The 14,915-nt window shown below is 71.1% G+C and carries 16 protein-coding genes; 12 read left to right on the forward strand and 4 right to left on the reverse strand.

Going from position 1 to position 14,915, the window contains the following annotated elements:
- The first annotated feature begins 161 nt into the window (after positions 1-161).
- Entirely contained in the window at positions 162-947 is a 786-nt protein-coding gene (locus JOF40_RS08490; RefSeq protein WP_209674465.1) for a sugar phosphate isomerase/epimerase family protein, read from the forward strand.
- Between the two features lie 86 nt (positions 948-1,033).
- Here JOF40_RS08490 and JOF40_RS08495 read toward each other — a convergent pair whose 3' ends face one another.
- On the reverse strand, positions 1,034-2,011 hold the full coding sequence (locus JOF40_RS08495; RefSeq protein ID WP_129185472.1) for a bile acid:sodium symporter family protein: 978 nt from the start codon (positions 2,009-2,011) through the stop codon (positions 1,034-1,036).
- A 23-nt stretch (positions 2,012-2,034) separates the two neighbouring features.
- On the opposite strand from JOF40_RS08495, the gene proC reads away from it, so the two are divergent.
- The 6 genes from proC (at position 2,035) to JOF40_RS08525 (ending at position 6,969) form a co-directional block, all read left to right on the forward strand.
- Positions 2,035-2,841, forward strand: a complete 807-nt coding sequence (proC, locus tag JOF40_RS08500; protein ID WP_129185473.1) for a pyrroline-5-carboxylate reductase — start codon at positions 2,035-2,037, stop codon at positions 2,839-2,841.
- 10 nt (positions 2,842-2,851) lie between these two features.
- Positions 2,852-4,078 (forward strand): acetoin utilization protein AcuC, encoded by a 1,227-nt coding sequence (locus JOF40_RS08505; protein ID WP_188111890.1) that lies wholly within the window; start codon positions 2,852-2,854, stop codon positions 4,076-4,078.
- Between the two features lie 168 nt (positions 4,079-4,246).
- Complete coding sequence (locus tag JOF40_RS08510) at positions 4,247-4,432, forward strand: helix-turn-helix domain-containing protein (RefSeq protein ID WP_129185474.1); 186 nt, start codon at positions 4,247-4,249, stop codon at positions 4,430-4,432.
- A 192-nt stretch (positions 4,433-4,624) separates the two neighbouring features.
- Positions 4,625-4,726 carry a 30S ribosomal protein bS22 gene (locus JOF40_RS08515; RefSeq protein WP_019143756.1) on the forward strand — a complete coding sequence of 34 codons (102 nt, stop codon included), beginning with the start codon at positions 4,625-4,627 and terminating at the stop codon, positions 4,724-4,726.
- A gap of 12 nt (positions 4,727-4,738) precedes the next feature.
- Positions 4,739-5,719, forward strand: a complete 981-nt coding sequence (locus tag JOF40_RS08520; protein ID WP_129185475.1) for an NAD-dependent epimerase/dehydratase family protein — start codon at positions 4,739-4,741, stop codon at positions 5,717-5,719.
- Positions 5,716-6,969, forward strand: coding sequence for a lysophospholipid acyltransferase family protein (locus tag JOF40_RS08525; protein ID WP_246152919.1), 1,254 nt, complete (start codon positions 5,716-5,718; stop codon positions 6,967-6,969). Before JOF40_RS08520 ends, JOF40_RS08525 begins: the two co-directional genes overlap by 4 nt.
- Before the next feature lie 175 nt (positions 6,970-7,144).
- On the opposite strand, the gene JOF40_RS08530 is transcribed toward JOF40_RS08525, so the two are convergent.
- The 3 genes from JOF40_RS08530 to JOF40_RS08540 form a co-directional block, all read right to left on the reverse strand.
- Positions 7,145-8,224, reverse strand: coding sequence for a DUF5667 domain-containing protein (locus JOF40_RS08530; RefSeq protein ID WP_129185973.1), 1,080 nt, complete (start codon positions 8,222-8,224; stop codon positions 7,145-7,147).
- 121 nt (positions 8,225-8,345) lie between these two features.
- Positions 8,346-9,017, reverse strand: coding sequence for a sigma-70 family RNA polymerase sigma factor (locus JOF40_RS08535; protein WP_246152939.1), 672 nt, complete (start codon positions 9,015-9,017; stop codon positions 8,346-8,348).
- Between the two features lie 86 nt (positions 9,018-9,103).
- Positions 9,104-9,979 carry an HAD family hydrolase gene (locus JOF40_RS08540; protein WP_129185478.1) on the reverse strand — a complete coding sequence of 292 codons (876 nt, stop codon included), beginning with the start codon at positions 9,977-9,979 and terminating at the stop codon, positions 9,104-9,106.
- 58 nt (positions 9,980-10,037) lie between these two features.
- Between JOF40_RS08540 and JOF40_RS08545 the strand changes: the two genes are divergently transcribed.
- From JOF40_RS08545 to hemC, 5 genes are all read left to right on the forward strand, one after another.
- Positions 10,038-11,603, forward strand: coding sequence for a class I adenylate-forming enzyme family protein (locus JOF40_RS08545; RefSeq protein ID WP_246152918.1), 1,566 nt, complete (start codon positions 10,038-10,040; stop codon positions 11,601-11,603).
- Positions 11,600-11,863: a glutaredoxin family protein gene (locus JOF40_RS08550; protein WP_129185479.1), complete on the forward strand. Its 264-nt coding sequence runs from the start codon at positions 11,600-11,602 to the stop codon at positions 11,861-11,863. Before JOF40_RS08545 ends, JOF40_RS08550 begins: the two co-directional genes overlap by 4 nt.
- Positions 11,864-11,987: 124 nt before the next feature.
- On the forward strand, positions 11,988-12,677 hold the full coding sequence (locus JOF40_RS08555) for a redox-sensing transcriptional repressor Rex (protein ID WP_129185480.1): 690 nt from the start codon (positions 11,988-11,990) through the stop codon (positions 12,675-12,677).
- A complete protein-coding gene (locus JOF40_RS08560; RefSeq protein WP_129185481.1) occupies positions 12,674-13,966 on the forward strand; it encodes a glutamyl-tRNA reductase in 1,293 nt (430 codons plus the stop codon). Before JOF40_RS08555 ends, JOF40_RS08560 begins: the two co-directional genes overlap by 4 nt.
- Positions 13,963-14,904 (forward strand): hydroxymethylbilane synthase, encoded by a 942-nt coding sequence (gene hemC / locus JOF40_RS08565; RefSeq protein WP_129185482.1) that lies wholly within the window; start codon positions 13,963-13,965, stop codon positions 14,902-14,904. Before JOF40_RS08560 ends, hemC begins: the two co-directional genes overlap by 4 nt.
- Positions 14,905-14,915: the final 11 nt, after the last annotated feature.

The following is a 14,915-nucleotide window of genomic DNA, read 5'->3' on the forward strand; positions in this document are numbered from 1 at the left end:
GCATCCCGCCTGACAGCGTTATCGTCGGTCGGCGCACAAGAGCGGTGCGCCCTCCCTCCTCTGCCTTGTCAGCCGGGCGCGGCTGCCACGTCACAGGTGATTCGTCTCCGGACCGTCCCGCGCGACCTATCGATTGAGTCTCGCGTCCTAGAGTGGTCGACGTGCCCGCTCCCATCCGCGTCTCCCTCTCGACCTCCTCGGTCTACCCGGGGTCGACGGCCAGTGGATTCGAGGCCGCGGCGCGGCTGGGCTACGACGGTGTCGAGGTCATGGTCGGCATCGACGACGTCAGCGCCGACATCACCGCGATCAAGGCACTCAGCTCGTTCCACGGCATGCCCGTCGTGTCGGTGCACGCGCCGTGCCTGCTCGTGACCCAGAGGGTGTGGGGGTCAGACCCGTGGGACAAGCTGCACCGCAGTGCCGAGATGGCCCACGAGGTGGGAGCCTCGGTCATCGTGGTGCACCCGCCGTTCCGCTGGCAGCGCGACTACGCCCGCACCTTCGTCGACGGCATCGCCGACCTCGAGGCGCAGCACGGCATCACCTATGCCGTCGAGAACATGTACCCGTGGCGCACCGGCAAGCGTGAGTTCCAGGCGTACGCGCCGGGCTGGGACCCGGTCGACGAGGACTACGCGCACGTCACGCTCGACCTCTCCCACAGCTCGACGGCCGGCAGCGACCCCGTCGAGATGGCCCGCACAGCCGGCGACCGGCTCGCCCACGTTCACATCGCCGACGGCAGCGGATCGGCCAAGGACGAGCACCTCGTGCCGGGTCGGGGCACCCAGCGGTGCCGGGAGTTCCTCGAGACCGTGGCGGCGTCGGGGTTCGCGGGCGAGATCGTCGTCGAGATCAACACCCGCAAGGCCAAGGACCAGGCCGAGCGCGAGGTCGACCTGGTCGAGGCCCTCGAGTTCACGCGCCAGCACTCGGCTCACTGACCCCCTGCGGCCCGGGGCGGTGCGCTGGCGTCCAGCCACGCCGCGATCTTGGACGCTGACGCACCGCCCCGGGGGCCGGGTGGACGCTAGGTCACCGCCACGGGGTCGGGCGGGGCGAGGCGACGGGCCAGGACGGCCCCGGTGATGATCTGCATCTGGTGGTAGAGCATCAGCGGCAGGACGATCAGCGCGACCTCGTCGGACGCGAACAGCACCGTGGCGATCGGCAGGCCGCTGGCCAATGACTTGTTGGAGCCGCAGAACAGCAGCGCGACGCGGTCGGCTCGCGGCATCCGGGCCAACCGGCCGACCAGCACCGTCCAGCCCATCGCGACGGCCAGCAGCACCGCGCACACCGCGGCCACCGCGAGCACCGACCAGACGCTCAGCGACGACCAGACGTCGGCCTCGGCGGCCTCGCTGAAGGCCACGAAGACGACCAGCACGATGCTGCCGCGGTCGAACAGCCGCAGCTGCGCGTCGCGGCGGGTCACGAAGCCCCCGACCAAGGGGCGCAGCAGCTGGCCCAGCACGAACGGCGCGAACAGCTGCAGGACGATCCGCACGACGGCGCCTCCGTCGACCGAGGCGTCGGCCGTCATGAGCAGCGCGACGAGCGCCGGGGTGATGAACACGCCGAGCAGGTTCGACATCGAGGCGCTGACGACGGCTCCTGCGACGTTGCCGCCGGCGATCCGGGTGTAGACGATGCACGACTGGACGGTCGACGGCACGAGGCACAGCAGCAGCACGCCGCTGGCCAGGCCGCTGGTCAGCGCCGTGCCGGCCAGCGCCGTGTCGTCGAGCAGCTGCACCGCGAGCCCGGCGAGCGGGAAGGCCACGAACGTGGTGGTCAGCGCCGCGAGGTGCAGCCGCCACCGGGTAAGGCCGCTGATCGTCTCGGCGGTCGACAACCGGGCGCCGTACAGCAGGAACAGCAGCCCGACGGCCACGACCGCCGCCCGCTTGAGCACCTCGAGGACCTCGCCCGTGGCGGGGACGAAGGAGGCGGTGACCGCGGCGACCAGGATGGCCACGATCAACGGGTCGGGTCGGAGTCGCACGAGCCGACACTAGTGTGAAGGGCATGACTCAACGGATCGCGATCCTCGGTGCCGGCGTGATGGGCGAGACGCTGCTGTCGGCCATCCTCGCCTCGGGCCACCCCGTCGACCAGGTGGTCATCAGCGAGAAGCGAGCCGACCGCGCCGCCGAGCTGAGGGCGGCACACGGCGTCGATGTCGCCGACAACGCCGAGGCCGTCGCAGGTGCCGACATCGTGCTGCTCGTCGTCAAGCCGCAGGACGTCCCGGCGCTGCTCGACGAGATCGCCGGGTCCGTCAGCCCCGCTGCCACCGTCGTGTCGCTGGCGGCAGGCATCCGCACCGACACCATGCGTGCCGCGCTGCCGGACGGCGTCGCGGTCGTGCGGGCGATGCCCAACACGCCAGCCCTCGTCGGCGAGGGGATGTTCGGCGTCTCGCCCGGTCCGGGTGTCACCGACCAGCAGCTCGCCGCCGTCGTGTCGCTGCTGGAGTCGGGTGGACGTGTCGCGGTCGTCGACGAGAGCCTGCAGGACGCCGTCACGGCCGTCTCCGGCTCCGGGCCGGCCTACGTCTTCTACCTCGCCGAGGCCATGATCGCCGGGGGTGTGGCCCAGGGCCTCGACCTTGACACAGCGCGGACGCTCGCGGCCCAGACGCTCGTCGGTGCCGCCAAGCTGCTGTCGGAGAGCCCCGACACGGCCGAGGAGCTGCGCCGCCGGGTCACGTCCCCGAACGGCACGACGCACGCCGCCATCACGACGTTCGACGACCGTGGCGTCAAGGACGGTCTGGTGGCCGGGGTCGTCGCGGCGGCAGCCCGGTCCGCCGAGCTCTCGGGCCCGGCATAGGCTCTTCGGTATGACCGAGGCCACAGCCGAAGGACACCACGACGGCACCACGGCGGCGTCCGTGTCCGATCGCGCCTGCATCGTCTACGACGCGCAGCTCCTGGAGTACGACTTCGGCCGCTCGCACCCCATGGCCCCCGTGCGGGTCGATCTCACGATGGCCCTGGCCGGCGAGCTCGGCATCATCGACGGACTCGAGATCGTCGGGGCGCAGCCGGCGACCGACGACGAGCTGCACCTGATCCACTCCGCCGCCTACATCGAGGGCGTCCACAAGCTCAGCGACCACCCGTCGTACACCGACCTGTCGATCGGCCTGGGCGGCGACGACAACCCCGTCTTCGCGCACATGCACGAGGCCAGCGCGCTCGTCGCGGGCGCCAGCGTCGAGGCGGCCCGTCGGGTGTGGACGGGGCAGGCGCCTCGCGCCATCAACATCAGCGGTGGGCTCCACCACGCGATGCCCACGACGGCCAGCGGCTTCTGCATCTACAACGACGTCGCCCTGGCGATCCGGTGGTTGCTCGACAACGGGGCCGAGAAGGTCGCCTACGTCGACGTCGACGCGCACCACGGCGACGGGGTCCAGAAGATGTTCTGGGACGATCCGCGCGTCCTGACGATCTCGATCCACGAGGGACCGCAGACCCTGTTCCCGGGCACGGGCTTCTCGACCGAGACCGGCGGCGAGGGCGCCGAGGGCTCGGCGGTCAACATCCCGCTGCCGCCCGGCACCTCCGACGCCGGCTGGCTGCGGGCGTTCCACGCGGTCGTGCCGGCACTGGTGCGCGAGTTCTCGCCCGACATCCTGGTCACCCAGCAGGGCTGCGACTCCCACATGGACGACCCGCTCACCAACCTCATGCTGAGCGTCGACGGCCAGCGGGCGTCCTACCTCGCCCTCAAGGCGCTGGCCGACGAGGTGTGCGACGGCAAGTGGGTCGCCACCGGCGGAGGAGGCTACGCCGTGATGGACGTCGTCCCGCGCGCCTGGGCGCACCTCATGGCGATCGTCGCCGGATCGCCGATCGATCCCCAGTCGCTCACCCCGGAGCGCTGGCGCGAGCGCATCGAGCTGATGCGGGGCATGCCCGGTCCGCAGCGCATGACCGACGGTCGTGCGGTCGGCTACCGGGCCTGGGAGCAGGGCTTCGACCCGGCCAGCTGGCTCGACCGGTCGATCCACGCGACCCGCGAGGCGGTCTTCCCGCTCAACGGCCTCGACCCTCTGCCCTGACCCCCCGCACTGACCCCCGTCCGGCCCGTCGAGACAGCGATTTCGTCAATTTGGACAACTACTGTCGCGGAGGTGTCGCGAGGCACTAGTCTCGTCCAAGGCACGCGCGCTGTTTCTCTGGTGGGGAAGCCAGAGAGCGCGCGTGCCACTCAGGAAGCAGGTGGACGCATGGCATCCGGACCGACGTTCTTGACCGTCGCCGAGGTGGCGAGTCAGATGCGCGTCTCGAAGATGACGGTCTACCGTCTGGTGCACTCCGGTGAGCTCGAGGCAGTCCGCGTCGGCCGTTCGTTCCGTGTCCCCGAGCGCGCCGTGCAGGCGTTCCTCGGCAAGTCCTACTTCGAGGCCGGCTGAGCCCGACCCGCCCCATCGGCCGTGCGCTCTCGCACGGCGGTCGGCATCCGCGCACCCCGCGACCGACGTGTAGGCTGATCGCTAGCCACGACCGGAGGCACAGGCCATCTGCCTGAGTCCTCCTCCTGGCGAATCAGTCTCTGACGAACAGCAGCCGCCTTCGCGCGGCCGACAAGAATTGAGTAGTGACCCGTGGGTTCAGTCATCAAGAAGCGTCGCAAGCGGATGTCGAAGAAGAAGCACCGCAAGATGCTCAAGCGCACCCGAGTGCAGCGTCGCCGTCTGGGCAAGTAGGCCCATCCCCTCATGAGCCGGGTCGTCCTTGTCACAGGCGTGGCTGGCTCTTTCGCGTCCTTGGTCGCGAGACGGCTCGTCGAGCTGGGTGACGAGGCCGGCATCGAGAAGGTCGTCGGCATCGACACGACTCTTCCCGACGCCGATCTCGGCGGCATGAAGTTCGTCCGGGCCGACATCCGCACCCCGGTGATCGGCAAGGTCATCGCGGTCGAGGACGTCGACACCGTCGTGCACCTCGACGTCAACCCGCCGCAGCGCGGACGGGTGGGCGGCAAGGAGCTCAACGTCATCGGCACGATGCAGCTGCTGGCCGCGTGCCAGCGCTCCGGCACGGTCGGCAAGCTCGTGCTGGGCTCGTCGGCGGCGGTCTACGGATCGTCGCCGCGCGATCCCGCGATGTTCAATGAGTCGCTGCTCGCTCGCAACGGCGTCCGGTCGGGCTTCCCGAAGGACATCGTCGAGGTCGAGTCGTACGTCCGAGGGTTCGCCCGGCGGCGTCCCGATGTCATCATCACGACGATCCGCGCGGCGCAGGTGCTCGACGAGGCCGTCGACAGCCCCCTGCGCAACTACTTCAGCAACCCGGTGCTCCCGTCGGTGCTGGGGTTCGACCCCCGGCTGCAGTTCCTGTCGCTGGCCGATGCCCTCGCGATCCTCGGCGAGGCGGTCGAGCACGACAGGCCGGGCACCTTCAACGCTGCGGGCGACGGTGTCGTCCTGCTCAGCCAGGCCGCGCGCCGGCTCGGACGACCGTTGCTGCCGATGCCCCGACTGGGCTTCGCCACGGCGGCCAGCCGCGTCGTGCGTGCGATGGGCTCCGACATCCCACCCGACCTGCACCGGCTGCTGACCTTCGGTCGCGCCATCGACACGTCGGCGCTGCGCGACATCTTCGGCTACGAGCTGACCCGCACGTCCGAGGAGACCCTCGACGACTTCGGGCGCACGCTGCGCCCCGGCATCATGTCGGCACTGGGGAGGCGCGCGTGAGCGACGAACGCAAGACCATCGGCTCGGGCGGCACCCCCGGGCGCGGCAACCGGCAGACGTCCCCGTCGGCCGCGGCCCGCTCGCTGGCCGGTGGTGGCGCGGCCAAGAAGGCTGTCGCCAAGAAGCCGGTCGCCAAGAAGCCCGTCGCGGGCACGACGGCTTCAGCCAAGCCGACTGCCAAGAAGTCGACCCCGCGCACGAGCGCGCCCAAGCCGCCGCCGGCCAAGAAGTCGGCCGCGCAGCCCACCAAGCCTCGCCTCCGCGCCGTCACCGACGAGGACGCCGCAGCAGCTGCCGCGGCCGCCGCCGAGGAGGCTGCCCGCCGCACCCGCACCGCGGGGGCCGCTCCGCTGTCGGCCGGCATCCCCATCGACGAGATCCTCGTGGCCGTCGTCCAGGCGGCCCAGCGCGTGCTCGGCTCCGACTGGGAGTCGCGCGTCGCGACGCTGCTGGCCACGGTGCGCAAGCGGCTGAGCGGCGACTACGAGATCGACGAGTTCGGCTTCGACCCCGAGATCGCACAGGTGCTGACCGCCGCCGTCGAGCCGATCGCCGAGAAGTGGTTCCGGCTCGAGGTGCGCGGCATCGAGAACATCCCCGAGGACGGAGGAGCGCTGCTGGTGGCCAACCACTCGGGCACCGTGCCGCTCGACGGTCTCATCACGGGCTATGCGGTCAAGAAGTACTCCGGCCGCGACCTGCGGCCTCTGGGTGCCGACCTCGTGTTCTCGCTGCCGCTGGTCGGTCAGGTGGCCCGCAAGGTCGGGGCCACGCTGGCGTGCCAGGAGGACGCCGAGCGGTTGCTCACGACCGGCGAGCTCGCCGGGGTCTGGCCCGAGGGCTTCAAGGGCATCGGCAAGCCGTTCGCGGAGCGCTACAAGCTGCAGCGGTTCGGCCGCGGCGGATTCGTGTCCGCCGCAATGCGCGCGCAGGTGCCGATCGTGCCGGTGTCGATCGTGGGTGCTGAGGAGATCTACCCGCTGGTCGGCAACGTGCCGTCGCTGGCTCGCCTGCTGGGGCTGCCGTACCTGCCGATCACGCCGTTCTTCCCGCTGCTCGGTCCGCTCGGGCTCATCCCGCTGCCGAGCAAGTGGATCATCGAGTTCGGCGAGCCGGTGCGCACCGACGCCTACGACCCCGAGTCGGCCGACGACCCCATGCTGCTGTTCAACGTCACAGACCAGGTGCGCGAGACGATCCAGCAGACCCTCTACAAGCTCTTGGTCGAGCGGGGCAACGCGTTCTTCTGAAGCGCGCGGCTCCTTCGTCGCCGCTCCAGCGGCTCGTGCCTCGCCGCTGCTGGGCTTCGCCCAGGCGCCTGCCATCGCGCCCCCTACTCGCTGCGCTCGTGGGGCGACCCCCAGCTGGGCTCGCTCGGCCCGTGGTCACCACGTGGCTCGCGTCGTACGCGACGCTGCCGTGGTTTTACTGCTGGGGCTTGGTGCCGAGCAGGCCGCCGAGCAGGCCGGGGACGAGTCCTGTCTGCTCCTCATTGCCGAGCAGTCCGCCGAGCAGCGGGTCGGTCACGGAGCCCAGCAGAGGCGTGCTGGACGGAGTGGTGGGCGCGACCGGCGAGGCGGACGGCGTCGGCGACGCGGAGGGGGTCTTGCCGCCGCTCGACGAAGGTGACGAGTTCTTGGCCGGCTTGCCAGCCGGCGCGCCGGGTGACGCCTTGGCGGGCTTGGGGGTGCCCGCGGAAGCTGTGCTGCGGGTGAGCTCCTCGACCGAGCTGACGAGCGCGCCGACGTCGGCGGGGTCGCACGCGGCGCACAGCGTGGATGCCTCGCTGGCCAGATCGGTCACCGCGGCACTGGCGGCGGCCAGCGAGTCGGACACGCCATCGGGCAGCTGCGACGACAGCGACGACAGATCGATGCTGGACGCGGCCGCGAACTCGTTGACCTTGCGGATCGACTTCTCCTCGCCGCTGGCGGAGTAGTCGGTGAAGAGGCTGCTCGACCCGTCGGCCGCGGACGCCGCGAAGTCGTCGAGGGACTCGGCGATGAGCGATGACGAGCTGCCGTCGGCGGTCAGGCGGCGCACCTCGGCGAGCCGCTCGGAGGCCTGGGCGAGCTGGAACGAGCCGCGCGAGGCGTCGCTGCGGTGCAGCTGCAGCTCGACGGACTCGACCGAACGCTTGACGGGGTAGAGCACCTCGCCGGGGACGGCAGACGCGCTCGACGCGACGATGCCGACGACTCCGGCCGACGCGACGAGACCCGCTGTGACCCGGGCGACCCGGCGGCGTCCCGATCCGGCGGTGGGCCGGTCGGCGACGACCAGCCGCGGACGGGCAGGCATCGGCACGAGCACCGTGGCCGCCTCGGCCATGAGCTGGCTGCGCAGCGAGTTGCGGAACATCGGGGTCGGCTCGACCGTCGCGGCCTGGCAGAGGTCTTCGGCGAAGCGGACGAGATCGGCGATGTGCTCGTCACGGGGCGCGCGCCCCGTGGTCAGGGCATCGTCGAAGGACTGAGCCTCGTCGTGCGAGCGACGGCCGATCATGATGCCTCTCTCCATGCAGCGGTACTCGCTGCAGATGGTGCGGACGTGTCGTGGAGGACAACGACGCACGAGGCCGGAAGGTTACGGGCAGGGGACGGGACGAAGGTCCTGACATATCGCTTCACCGGATGTCTCCCGGCACGGACTTGGCCAGGCTGCGCACGGCACGCAGCTGCAGCTGCTTGACGGCACCCTCGCTGCGGCCCAGGGCGGCAGCGGTCTGCGCGATCGAGAGCCCCTGGATGAAGCGCATCAGGATGCAGTCGCGCTGTTCGGTCGGCAGGCCGCTGACCGCCTCGAACAGCATCTCGTTGGAGATGAGCGCCAGCACCTCCTGCTCAGGGCTGGGGGCGTGCGTCTTGCCCTCGGGGATCGTCTCGGAGACGATCTCGAGACGCGAGCGGCTCGACTTGAAGTGATCGGCGATCAGGTTGCGGGCGATCGTCGTGAGCCAGGCCCCGAAGTCCTTGCCCTGCCAGTTGAACCGCTGGATGGCACGGAGACCGCGGACGAAAGTCTCGCTGGTGAGGTCCTCGGCGAGCTGGCGCGACCCGACCCGGTAGTAGACGAAGCGGAACACGCCCGAGACGTAGTGGTCGTAGAGCTGGCCGAAGGCCTCGGCGTCGCCTTCCTTGGCCAGATCGACCAGCGCGCGCAGGCGGGTGGCCTCGGGGTCGCTGTCGTCGCGCGGCGTCTGGCCGCCGCTCGACGGGGCGTACGCGGGCGAGTCGGCGACGGCGAGCGCGATCTGCAGCGACGAGTCGTCGGGGATCGCCAGTGAGAGCGACAACACGTCGCGCAACGCGTCCCACCTTGAAGCCACAGGCCCTCCCTGATCACCGCGATCGTAACCCGGAGTTAGGACCAAAGTCAGCCGGTTTACCGATTCTTTCGGCGGAGCGCGTGCCAGGTGCCGCCGGCGGCGACGGCCGCGACCATGCCCTTGCCGCCGACCAGCGCGACCTTGCGACCGGTGCGGTAGTCGCGCACCCGCCACCCGTGGGCCTTGGCGTACGAGCGCAGCGCGGAGTCGGGGTTGACCGCGCACGGGTGCCCGACGAGCGAGAGCATCGGCAGGTCGTTGCTCGAGTCGGAGTAGGCGTAGCACTCCTCGAGCACCAGCGACTCGCGCTCGGCGATCTCGCGGATCGCGACGGCCTTGCCCTCGCCGTGGAGCATGTCGCCGACGAGCGCGCCGGTGTAGACGCCGTCGACGTGCTCCGAGACGGTGCCCAGTGCGCCGGTCAGCCCGAGGCGGCGGGCGATGACCTGGGCGATCTCGACGGGGGCGGCGGTGACCAGCCAGACCCGGTGTCCGCGATCGAGGTGCCACTGGGCGATGGCGCGGGTGCCCGGCCAGATCTTGGCGGCCATGTGCTCGTCGAAGATCTCCTCGCCGATCTCCTCCAGCTCGGTGACGCTGTGGCCGGCGATGAACGCCAGGCCCGACGCCCGGGCCCGCGCGATGTGCTCGGGATCCTCGCTGCCGACGACGCGGAACCAGGCCTGCTGCCACGCGGCGCGCACGAGGTCGCGGGTCGTGAAGAACTCCCGACGGTGCAGCCCGCGGGCGAGGTGGAAGATCGACGCGCCCTGCATGATCGTGTTGTCGACGTCGAAGAACGCCGCGGCGACGGGGTCCTGCGTCGCGGTCAGCTCGTGCTCCATCTGCGAGGACGCGGCGGCGGCCTGGCCGGCCAGCACTGATCGCGACTGCAGGTTGCGCTGCCGATCGGGTGTTGCGTCCCGTGCCATGGGGGCGAGCCTAACGCCCTCCGGCCGGTACGACCTGTGGTTGACTCGAAGGGTGACGGTGAATGTCAGTGACTACCTGCACGCGGCCGCATCCACCATGCCCGAGGGCGTAGCGCTGGTCGAGCACCGCGCCGCGCGCCGCCAGCTGACCTGGCGCGAGCTCGACGAGGCGGCGGACGCCGTCGCGCGTGCGCTGTCCGCCCGCGGACTGGTCGCGGGCCAGCGGGTCGCGATCGTGATGGCCAACCGGGTCGACCTGCCGATCGCCTACTACGGCATCCTGCGCGGCGGCATGGTCGCCGTCCCGATCAACCCCCGCTCGACGACCCGCGAGATCGGCCGGATGCTCGCCGACTCGCTGGCCCGTGTCGTGCTGTGCGACGAGGCCGGAGTCGCCCAGGTGCGCGAGGCGGTGACCGACGACCACCGCGTCCACGTCGTCGTCGACGGTGCCGAGCCGCTCGAGGGAGAGACGTCGTTCGAGCGCTTCCTGGCCGACGCCACGGGTGCCGCGCCGGCGGCACCGGTCGATGCCGAGGCGCTCGCGGTGATCCTCTACACGTCCGGCACCAGCGGCAAGCCGCGGGGCGCGATGCTGACCCACCGCGCGCTGATCGCCAACACCGAGCAGATCGCCCGACTCGACCCTCCCGCGATGACGGCCGACGACATCTGCCTCGGCCTGCTGCCGATGTTCCACATCTACGGGCTCAACTGCGTGCTGGGCCAGGCGGTGCACCAGGGCGCGACGGTCGTGCTGGTCGACGGGTTCGACCCGTCGGGGCTGCTCGACCTGATCGCCGAGGAGGGCGTCACCAACCTGCCGCTGGCTCCTCCCGTCATCGCCGCCTGGGCCGGCCGCGACGACCTGCGCGACAAGCTCGCGCACGTCACGACGATCCTGTCCGGTGCCTCGGCGCTCGACGCCGACCTCGCCGAGGCGTTCAGGGAGTCGTCGGGTCACCAGATCGAGCAGGGCTACGGGCTCACCGAGACCTCGCCGGTCATCGCGACGACGCACGGGTCGCCGCGCGACGTCGACAACCACATCAAGCACGGCTCGGTCGGACGGGCGCTGCCCGGCATCGAGCTGCGCATCGTCGAGGCGGGCGGCGTCGACGCGGCGCCGGGCGATCCGGCCGAGATCTGGGTCAGGGGCGACAACCTCTTCTCGGGCTACTGGCCCGACGGCGTCGACGGTCCCGATGCCGACGGCTGGTACCCGACCGGCGACATCGGGTATCTCGACGACGACGGCGACCTCACGCTGGTCGACCGTCTGCGCGAGCTCGTGATCGTGTCGGGCTTCAACGTCTACCCGTTCGAGGTCGAGGACGTCATCGCCGAGGTCGCAGGCGTCGGTCAGGTCGCCGTCGTGGGCCTGCCCGACGAGGAGACCGGCGAGGCCGTCGTCGCCTTCGTCGTCCCCGCCCACGACGCGCCCACCGACGAGGCCGTGCTGCTCGAGGCCGTCGACGCGCACTGCCGCACCCGGCTGGCCCGGTTCAAGCAGCCGCGTCGCACGATCGTCGTCACGGGCCTGCCGCACTCGGCCACCGGCAAGGTCGCGAAGGGCCGGCTGAGGGCCTTGGCGCGCAGCGAGACGCTGGGCCTCGACGGGTGACGATCCCGCACGCCTCCGACGCCCGCGTCGTCGTCTACACCCGGGTCGGCTGCCACCTGTGCGAGATCGCCGAGCAGCAGGTCGCCGAGCTGTGCGCCGAGACCGGCGACTCCTGGGCGCGGGTCGACATCGACGACGACCCCGACCTGCGCCAGCGCTTCACCGAACAGGTGCCCGTGACGTTCGTCGACGGCGCCCAGCACGACTTCTGGCGGGTCGACCCGACGCGGCTCCGGAAGGCGCTGGCACGCGGTCGATGAGGTGTGACCTGCGCCACCGGATGCCGCTCGATTTGGTTCCCACGTTCACAAACTCTTAAACTGTCGGGGCACCCGATGCCCGTCCCGCGAGGGATAATCCCCAGCATCGCGGCGCAGGAGCACCGTGACGATACTTCGCAGCCCTCGGCTCGCCGACGGAACTGCCCGTGGCATCCCTGATGCCACCGTGGCCCGTCTGCCTGTCTACCTGCGAGCGCTCAACGCGCTCGCCGAGCAGGGAGTGCTGTCGTGCGCGTCCGGCGAGCTCGCCGAGCAGGCCGGGGTCAACCCCGCCAAGCTGCGCAAGGACCTGTCGTACCTCGGCTCCTACGGCACCCGCGGTGTCGGCTACGACGTCGAGTACCTCCGCTACCAGATCGCCCGTGAGATGGGGCAGACCCAGGACTGGGACGTCGTGATCGTGGGTGTCGGCAACCTCGGCTCCGCGCTGTCGGCCTACCAGGGCTTCAGCACCCGCGGCATCCGCGTCGCGGCGCTGGTCGACGCCGATCCGCGACGCGTCGGCACGACGATCTCCGACATCGTCGTGAGCCCCGTCGACCAGCTCGGCGCGATCGTCGCCGAGCGCCGCATCTCGATCGGCGTCATCGCCACGCCCGGCGAGGCCGCGCAGGAGGTCGCCGACCGTCTGGTCGAGGCCGGCATCACGAGCATCCTCAACTTCGCGCCCGCCCTCGTGCAGGTGCCCGACGGGGTCGACGTCCGCAAGGTCGACCTCTCGATCGAGCTGCAGATCCTGGCGTACCACGAGCAGCGCAAGACCAGCAGCGAACCGAAGGTGATCGAAGCATGAGCGTCCTGGTGGTGGGAATGTCCCACAAGTCGGCCCCGATCGACGTCCTCGAGCACGCCTCGCTCGACGTCGACGCGGCGGTCAAGCTCTCGCACCTGGCGCTCGAGACGCCGTTCGTGACCGAGTCGGTCGTCATCTCCACGTGCAACCGGGTCGAGATCTACGTCGAGGCCGAGCGGTTCCACGGTGCCGTCGAGGAGGTGTCGCGGCTGCTCGCCGAGCTGTCGGGTCTCGATCGCGACGAGTTCGTCCGTCACGTCTACGTGCACTTCGACGAGGCCGCCGTCGCCCACCTGTTCGGGGTCGCGTCGGGCATGGACTCGATGATCCTCGGCGAGAGCCAGATCCTCGGCCAGGTGCGCGAGGCGCTGCACTCCGCGCAGGCCGAGTCGACGGTCGGCTCGGCGCTCAACGCCCTGTTCCAGCAGGCGCTGCGCATCGGCAAGCGCGGTCACGCCGAGACGGGCATCGACCGGCTCGCGCCGTCGATCGTCACGGCGGGTCTCGATGCGGCCGGCGAGATCGTCGATGCCCCCGACACGAGGTTCCTGGTCGCCGGAGCAGGCACCATGGCGAGCCTCGCGGTGCGCACGCTGGTCGACCGCGGCGTCGCGCCGCACCGCATCATGGTGGCCAACCGCACGTACCAGCGGGCCTACGCCCTCGTCGCGACGTTCGGCGTCAGCGCCGTGCGGTGGCAGGCCCTCGACGTCGAGCTGTCCGCCGCCGACGTCCTGATCAGCTGCACGGGCGCCAGTGCCGTCGTCTTCGACCGCGAGCGCATCGCCGCCGCCTCGAGCGGACGCCCGATGTCGCTGATCGACCTCGCACTGCCCCGTGACATCGACCCTGCCGTGCGGGATCTCGACGGCATCGAGCTGATCGACCTCGAGGTGCTGTCGCGTGCCGCGGCCAACGCCGAGCTCGCCGCCGACGTCGTCCAGGTGCAGTCGATCGTCGAGGCCGAGGTGCGCACGTTCCTGGCCGCCAAGGCCGCCTCGCACATCACCCCGACCGTCGTCGCGCTGCGCACCATGGCGACTGACATCGTGGCCGCCGAGCAGGCCCGCATCGAGTCGCGGCTGCCCAACCTCACCGACGACGAGAGGGCCGACGTCCGCAAGGCCCTGCACCGGGTCGCCGAGAAGCTCATCCATGCGCCGACCGTGCGCGTGCAGCAGCTCATCGACGGCCCCGCCGACCTCACCTACGCCGATGCGCTGGCTGATCTGTTCGCGCTCGACCAGAAGACCGTCGACGCGGTCACCCGGGCGGGGGAGAAGCCATGACGACCCCCGTCCGTCCGACCCTGCGACTCGGCACGCGCGCCAGCGCCCTGGCCGTGACCCAGTCCGGGATGATCGCCGACCGCCTGCGCACCGAGTGCGACGTCGACGTCGAGCTCGTCACGATCTCCACCGAGGGCGACCGCAGCTCCGCGCCGCTGGCGTCGATGGGCGGCCAGGGCGTGTTCGTCGCAGCACTGCGCGAGGCACTCGTGCGCGGTGACGTCGACCTCGCCGTCCACTCGCTCAAGGACCTGCCCACGTCGGCCGATCCCCGGCTGACCGTCGCTGCGATCCCGCGGCGCGAAGACCCGCGCGACGTCCTCGTGGCCCGCGACGGCCTGACCCTCGGCGAGCTGCCGCAGGGTGCCCGGATCGGCACCGGCTCGCCTCGTCGCGAGGCGCAGCTGCGGGCCCTCGGCCTGGGCGTCGAGGTCGTCGGCATCCGCGGCAACGTCGACACCCGCATCGGCCGCATCGCCGCCGGCGAGGTCGACGGCGTGCTGCTGGCCCGTGCCGGTCTGCTGCGCCTCGGTCGCGCCGACGAGGCCACCGAGGTCATCGATCCCCTCCAGATGCTCCCCGCCCCCGGGCAGGGAGCCCTGGCCTGCGAGTGCCGCGTCGACGACGACGCGACCATCCAACTGCTCCAACGGCTCGACGACGGCGACACCCGTGCCGCCGTCACGGCCGAGAGAAGCCTCCTCGCCACCCTTGAGGCAGGCTGCAGCGCCCCGGTGGGAGCCCTGGCCGAGATCGCCGAAGGCGATCACGGCGACGAGCTCTGGCTCCGTGCCGTGGTCGGAGACGTCTCCGGCTCGCCCACCATCCGACTGTCCGCGACCGGCCTGCCCTCCGAGGCCGCCGCGGTCGGTGAACGTCTTGCTGTCGAGATGCTCGCCGAAGGGGCCGACGCCCTCATGGCCGTCGCCTCCTCCTGACCCCCTGACAG

Source organism: Aeromicrobium fastidiosum, assembly GCF_017876595.1.
Lineage (GTDB): Bacteria > Actinomycetota > Actinomycetes > Propionibacteriales > Nocardioidaceae > Aeromicrobium > Aeromicrobium fastidiosum.

Bases quoted from the DNA above. Each gene is read 5' to 3' on its own strand.
- proC (WP_129185473.1), top strand. From the start codon at position 2,035: ATGACTCAACGGATCGCGATCCTCGGTGCCGGCGTGATGGGCGAGACG.
- JOF40_RS08505 (WP_188111890.1), top strand. From the start codon at position 2,852: ATGACCGAGGCCACAGCCGAAGGACACCACGACGGCACCACGGCGGCG.
- JOF40_RS08510 (WP_129185474.1), top strand. From the start codon at position 4,247: ATGGCATCCGGACCGACGTTCTTGACCGTCGCCGAGGTGGCGAGTCAG.
- JOF40_RS08520 (WP_129185475.1), top strand. From the start codon at position 4,739: ATGAGCCGGGTCGTCCTTGTCACAGGCGTGGCTGGCTCTTTCGCGTCC.
- JOF40_RS08530 (WP_129185973.1), bottom strand. From the start codon at position 8,224: ATGATCGGCCGTCGCTCGCACGACGAGGCTCAGTCCTTCGACGATGCC.
- JOF40_RS08540 (WP_129185478.1), bottom strand. From the start codon at position 9,979: ATGGCACGGGACGCAACACCCGATCGGCAGCGCAACCTGCAGTCGCGA.
- JOF40_RS08560 (WP_129185481.1), top strand. From the start codon at position 12,674: ATGAGCGTCCTGGTGGTGGGAATGTCCCACAAGTCGGCCCCGATCGAC.
- hemC (WP_129185482.1), top strand. From the start codon at position 13,963: ATGACGACCCCCGTCCGTCCGACCCTGCGACTCGGCACGCGCGCCAGC.